This window comes from Microcystis sp. M113S1 (assembly GCF_020246945.1).
In the GTDB taxonomy this organism is placed as follows: domain Bacteria; phylum Cyanobacteriota; class Cyanobacteriia; order Cyanobacteriales; family Microcystaceae; genus Microcystis.
The window spans coordinates 1-5,152 of record NZ_JADBSA010000263.1 but is presented as its reverse complement, the minus strand read 5'-3'; the positions used below and the strand labels follow the sequence as shown (position 1 = coordinate 5,152).

The 5,152-nt window shown below is 43.4% G+C and carries 5 protein-coding genes and 1 pseudogene; 3 read left to right on the top strand and 3 right to left on the bottom strand.

Annotated features, from left to right (window positions below):
- Window positions 1–189 precede the first annotated feature (189 nt).
- Both IM319_RS13300 and IM319_RS13295 read left to right on the top strand, forming a co-directional pair.
- Complete coding sequence (locus IM319_RS13300) at window positions 190–573, top strand: PIN domain-containing protein (RefSeq protein ID WP_287685143.1); 384 nt, start codon at window positions 190–192, stop codon at window positions 571–573.
- Between the two features lie 175 nt (window positions 574–748).
- Window positions 749–856 (top strand): DUF433 domain-containing protein, encoded by a 108-nt coding sequence (locus IM319_RS13295; RefSeq protein ID WP_287673237.1) that lies wholly within the window; start codon window positions 749–751, stop codon window positions 854–856.
- 23 nt (window positions 857–879) lie between these two features.
- Here the strand turns inward: IM319_RS13295 and IM319_RS13290 are convergent, their stop codons facing one another.
- Window positions 880–1,887 carry a Gfo/Idh/MocA family protein gene (locus tag IM319_RS13290; protein ID WP_287735904.1) on the bottom strand — a complete coding sequence of 336 codons (1,008 nt, stop codon included), beginning with the start codon at window positions 1,885–1,887 and terminating at the stop codon, window positions 880–882.
- A gap of 84 nt (window positions 1,888–1,971) precedes the next feature.
- Here IM319_RS13290 and IM319_RS13285 point away from each other — a divergent pair, with 84 nt between their 5' ends.
- Window positions 1,972–4,011: a hydantoinase/oxoprolinase family protein gene (locus tag IM319_RS13285; RefSeq protein ID WP_287735903.1), complete on the top strand. Its 2,040-nt coding sequence runs from the start codon at window positions 1,972–1,974 to the stop codon at window positions 4,009–4,011.
- Between the two features lie 32 nt (window positions 4,012–4,043).
- On the opposite strand, the gene IM319_RS13280 is transcribed toward IM319_RS13285, so the two are convergent.
- Entirely contained in the window at window positions 4,044–4,661 is a 618-nt protein-coding gene (locus tag IM319_RS13280) for a chorismate lyase (RefSeq protein WP_287735902.1), read from the bottom strand.
- A gap of 271 nt (window positions 4,662–4,932) precedes the next feature.
- A pseudogene (locus tag IM319_RS13275) lies at window positions 4,933–5,127 on the bottom strand (hypothetical protein); the annotation flags it as partial.
- Window positions 5,128–5,152 lie beyond the last annotated feature (25 nt).

Sequence of the window (5,152 nt, the reverse complement as noted above, 5' to 3'; positions counted from 1 at the left end):
CTCAATTGTCTATCTTTTGGTATTAACCTATTTGTGCCTTAAGTCCTTCTTTATATGAATTTCAGCTACTTTTGGGCGTAGGCTCTCTTATCTAATTTTATTTTCAGTTAATTATTTGCATAACAATTACCGAAGAGCCGGGCTTAAAATGGTTAAATCAACAATTGAGTTACAGCATCTTGCAGTTGAATGGAGAAATGGCTAGTGTTTCTTCTGGATACGAATATTTGGCTAGAACGCTTATTAGGACAAGGACAGGCGGAGGTTGTTGCGGAGCTACTTGATACGCTCTCGCCCTCTGATATGTGTATAACTGATTTTACTTTACATTCTATCGGGGTGATCTGTAATCGGCTGAATCAAAGAGACGTTTTTATCAAATTTGTGGATGACGTTTTGATTGATGCTGGTGTCGTAGAAATAATAGATCTCTTTCGCTTGGATTTTGATGATGCTTACCAATATGTTGCTGCCGAGCTTGAAAAAGCTACTATTGTGAGTTTTGATCAAGATTTTGACAAGACAGAGCAAAGACGTTTGACTCCTATGCAAGTGCTTAAAATTAGAAATTAATTGCTTGCTCCCGTCAGTCAACAATACCAAATCCTGTGATCATAAAACGGGCAAAGACGAGGGGATAAAATGCCCAAGAAAGCTTACTTAGCCGAACATCTAAGCGATCGCCGATCTGGTCGGGTGCGTCCCACGCAGCCTTTACCTTTTTGAAAACACTTTCAATGATGTAGCTATGGACTGGGAAACTCGAATTACACTGAATCCCGATATTTTAGTGGGAAAACCTATCATTAAAGGGACAAGGATTGAGGAAGTAAGAATTATTGCGATCGCAGTCTGATCGAAAAAATCGGGTCTAAAACCTCATTCTACGCGCACGATTTCTCCACCTCTGGCTAGAGATAATTCTACTGCCTGGAGGATTTTGACTAATTGCGTCGCTACCGATCCCGAAGACACAGGAGAATCGACACCCGTAGCCACCGACTCTAAAAAATGTTCGCACAATGCTTTCAGGGGTTCACCATCGGCAATAGGGATAGATTCCGTCTCTTGTCCCCGGGGAATAAAATAGGCTTCCTGACGTTCAAAATAGCCCTTTTGTCGGGTTAAAGGCGATCGAGAGTCTAATTCATTGAAAATTAAAGTCCCTTCGCTGCCAACTATCCCTAAACGTCGCTGTTTATCGGGATTCAACCAACAAAGGTGAATAGTCGCTTGAAAACCATCGCCATAGATCAGGGTTAACCAGACTAAATCGGCTAGATTAGGTTGTAGCCAGAAGGTTCCCCTCGCCTGAACTAATATTGGTGTACTATTTAACCAGCTATTAAAAATCGAAATATCGTGAATAGCTAGATCCCACAAAGCGGACACATCCTGACGGACCGGACCTAAGTGGGTGCGAGTGGCATAACCATAAAGAGGTTTACCGATACCCCCAGATTGCAGAACTTTTTGTCCGGTGATAACGGCGGGATGAAAAAGATAGGTATGATCAACTAATAAAATACGCTGTTTTTTCGCCGCTAATTCCGTTAATTCGGCACATTCTTGGGGATTGAGGGTTAAGGGTTTTTCGGCGAGGACGTGATAACCTAAATTAAGAGCATCTTTAATCAGGGGATAATGGCTGATGGCAGGAGTAACGACGACTACAGCCGAGATTTCGGGGTGAAGACGAATTGATTCCCAGTCATTGGCTAAAATAACCTTATTAGTATCGAGATTAAATTGATCCCGACAGAGATGAAGTTTTTCAGGGGAGGGGTCAACGATCGCCACTACTTGTGCTGAGGGATGTTGAGAAAAATGACGGACGAAATGGACTCCCCAACGTCCTACCCCTAAGATAGCGATTCCTGTGGACATTTTGCTTACTCAGATAGATCAATCTAGTTTATTTTAAAAGGATTAGGCGCAATTGTTAATTGATTCTGAGACCTGGAAGGGATTATGTTAAAATTTTTTATCGATCGAGGGGGAACTTTTACCGATATAGTGGCGATAATCGATCGACCAGAAATTATTGAACAACTAGCTAGAGATGCCGCTAGATTTCTGATTGTTCCCCTTGCCGATCAACAGTGGATTGTTCTCTATAAACTGCTCTCGGAAAATCCCGAAAAATACCCAGATGCAGTCATTCAAGGGATCAAAGATATTAGCGGTTCCCTAGATAACATCGAAGTGATTAAAATGGGAACAACGGTAGCCACCAATGCGCTGTTAGAAAGAAAAGGAGAGCGCACGGTTTTGTTAATCACCAAAGGTTTTAAAGATGCCTTGAGAATTGGCTATCAAAATCGCCCCGATATTTTTGCCCGTCAGATTATTCTGCCTTCTTTATTATACGAACAAGTTATCGAAGTGGCCGAACGGTACGATAGTCAAGGACAAGAATTAATCGCCGTTAATCCCGCCCAAGTTAAAGCCGATTTAATACCAGTTTATCAAGCGGGTATCCGAAGTTGTGCGATTGTTTTTATGCACGGTTATCGTTATCCCGACCACGAAAAACAAGTGGCAGCCATTGCCGAAGAAATCGGCTTTACTCACCTAGCCATTTCCCATCAAGTCAGTCCTTTAATGAAACTGGTATCCCGGGGAGATACCACGGTAGTCTCTGCCTATTTATCGCCAATTTTACGCCGCTATGTTGATAGTATTAGCCAGCAATTACCGAAGACTAGCTTGCTATTTATGAAATCCGATGGCGGTTTAGTCACCGCCGATAAATTTCAGGGCAAAGATAGCATTTTATCCGGTCCTGCGGGGGGAATAGTCGGGGCAGTACAAACCAGTTTAAGGGCGGGATTTAGCAAAATTATCAGTTTTGATATGGGAGGAACTAGCACCGATGTTTCTCATTTTCAAGGGGAATACGAGCGCCAAACAGATAACGAAATTGCCGGCGTAAGAATGCGAGCGCCGATGTTAAGTATTCACACCGTGGCCGCTGGTGGGGGTTCGATTTTAGTCTATGATGGTTATCGTTTTCGGGTCGGACCAGAAAGTGCCGGAGCTAATCCGGGACCTGCCTGTTATCGACGGGGTGGACCATTAACAATTACCGATGCTAATGTTTTGTTAGGAAAAATTCAAGCCGCCTATTTTCCTGCTATTTTTGGACAAGAAGGAAATTTCCCCCTAGATAGAGAGATTGTGCTGACAAAGTTTCAAGAATTAGCGGCAGCAATGGGGGGTAATAATAGTCCTGAAATGTTGGCTGCCGGGTTTATTCAAATTGCCGTGGAAAATATGGCTAATGCGATTAAAAAAATCTCTCTACAAAAGGGTTACGATCTCAGTGATTATACTCTTTGTACCTTTGGCGGTGCCGGGGGTCAAGTGGCCTGTTTAATTGCCGATACTCTGGGAATGAAAAGTATTTTTCTCCATCCCTACGCTGGGGTTTTAAGCGCCTACGGCATGGGTTTGGCCGATTTGAGGGTAATTAAAGAAAAAGCGATCGAACAGGGGTTAAATGCCGATTTAATCGGGGAGTTGTCCACAGAAATGAACGAATTAGAAGTTTTAGCGGGTCGGGAATTAGAGGATTATAACCAGGTGCGGCAGCAAGTCAGTTTAAAATATCAAGGCAGTGATGCCACTTTAGCGGTTAATTTTAGCGATCAAATGCGTCAGGATTTTGAAGGGGAACATCAAAGACGTTATGGGTTTAAGCAAGAACAAAAAGCTTTAATTGTTGAGTCGATTGCCGTGGAATTGATCCAGACTATGGACAGTCCCAAAGAAGCAATTTTAACTCGCTCCCGTCCGATGGGAGAATTACCTCCTATCCTCGATCGAGTAGCGGTTTTTATGGCTAATCAATGGCGGGAAACGCCAATTTATCAGCGTTCAGATCTGCAACCTTTTGATTGTCTGGCAGGACCCGCAATTATTATCGAAAAAATTAGCACGATTGTGATTGAACCGGGTTGGATGGCAAAATTAACGGAGAAAAATCATTTAATTTTCTCCAAAGATTAACTAATTGAACTACTTAGAAATATCTACAGCAGTTATTCTAATTGATCAATTCTCATTTCGCCGAGGTATTTACGGAGATAGGGAGAAAAAACCTCGTAAATCAGGGTAAGGGGTTGGCGAGCGTGCCAAAATAGGTAATGACGACCCCAAAATGCTCCTTTTTCCCCAAAAGCTATTTCTAATTCCGGGGAATGACCGTAATAAAGTCCCTGCACATCGCGATACAATTCTGTGTGCAGCCGCGAGAGACTTTCCCAAATCGGTAGGGAACGATTTTCCAGATATTCGTCCACTTGATTGACAGACCACCAAGAAGCGGCATAGGCTAACCTTTGACCACTAGCTGTGCGTAACCAGACTTGACGACGCAATCTCGGCCCCGGAATCAGGCTAATTTTCATCGGTGCGCCATCCTCATCGTCGCCGATGGGGGACATATCGATCACATCTACTTCCGTTTTTTCACCGGTTAAAAGTTGTAAATGACGGGTGGGAGAACCATCGCCGAGAATTAAAATCTGCCACGGGGGGGCGAGTTGGCTATGGGGTAAACCTTGTTTAACATCGGTTTCGTCTCCTTGCCAGAGAGGGGACAGGGAGTACCAAGGATTAAGCAGCGGCTTTTCTTGGGGGCGGAGGATAGCAGTCAAGGTTTGTTACAAAACTTTATGATTTTTTCATTAATCATAACACGGGATTTTTGTCTGCTGGCGATAAAAGCGATCGTCCTACGCCAATCCTCTCTAGCTTTTTCGTGGGTGCATCTCACATTTGCAGAAATACCAACAATCAGCAATTATCAGTGACCCTTAAATTATTACAGATATATCAGCTGCTGCCTGTAAGCATCCCACCGAAAAACTAATGCGCTCCGGGGTTTGGGGGCGGCGCCACGCACCCAACGGGGGGGGTTGGGGGGTTCTACCCCCCAAAGGCTTGGATTGAGTGGTAAAATCGGAAGTAATGACCAATTTTAAAAAATAGTTTCCCTTTAAAAATCCGGTTCTTCGTTACTTGGTATGGTTCGATAGGGGGGCATAAATCGACTAAATCCTTATCTGGCAAGAGATTTAATTGATTAGTTCGCTCTAGATCAAAAACAATTGACAAAAATCGCTAAATGCCTTTCTATATAAGGGTT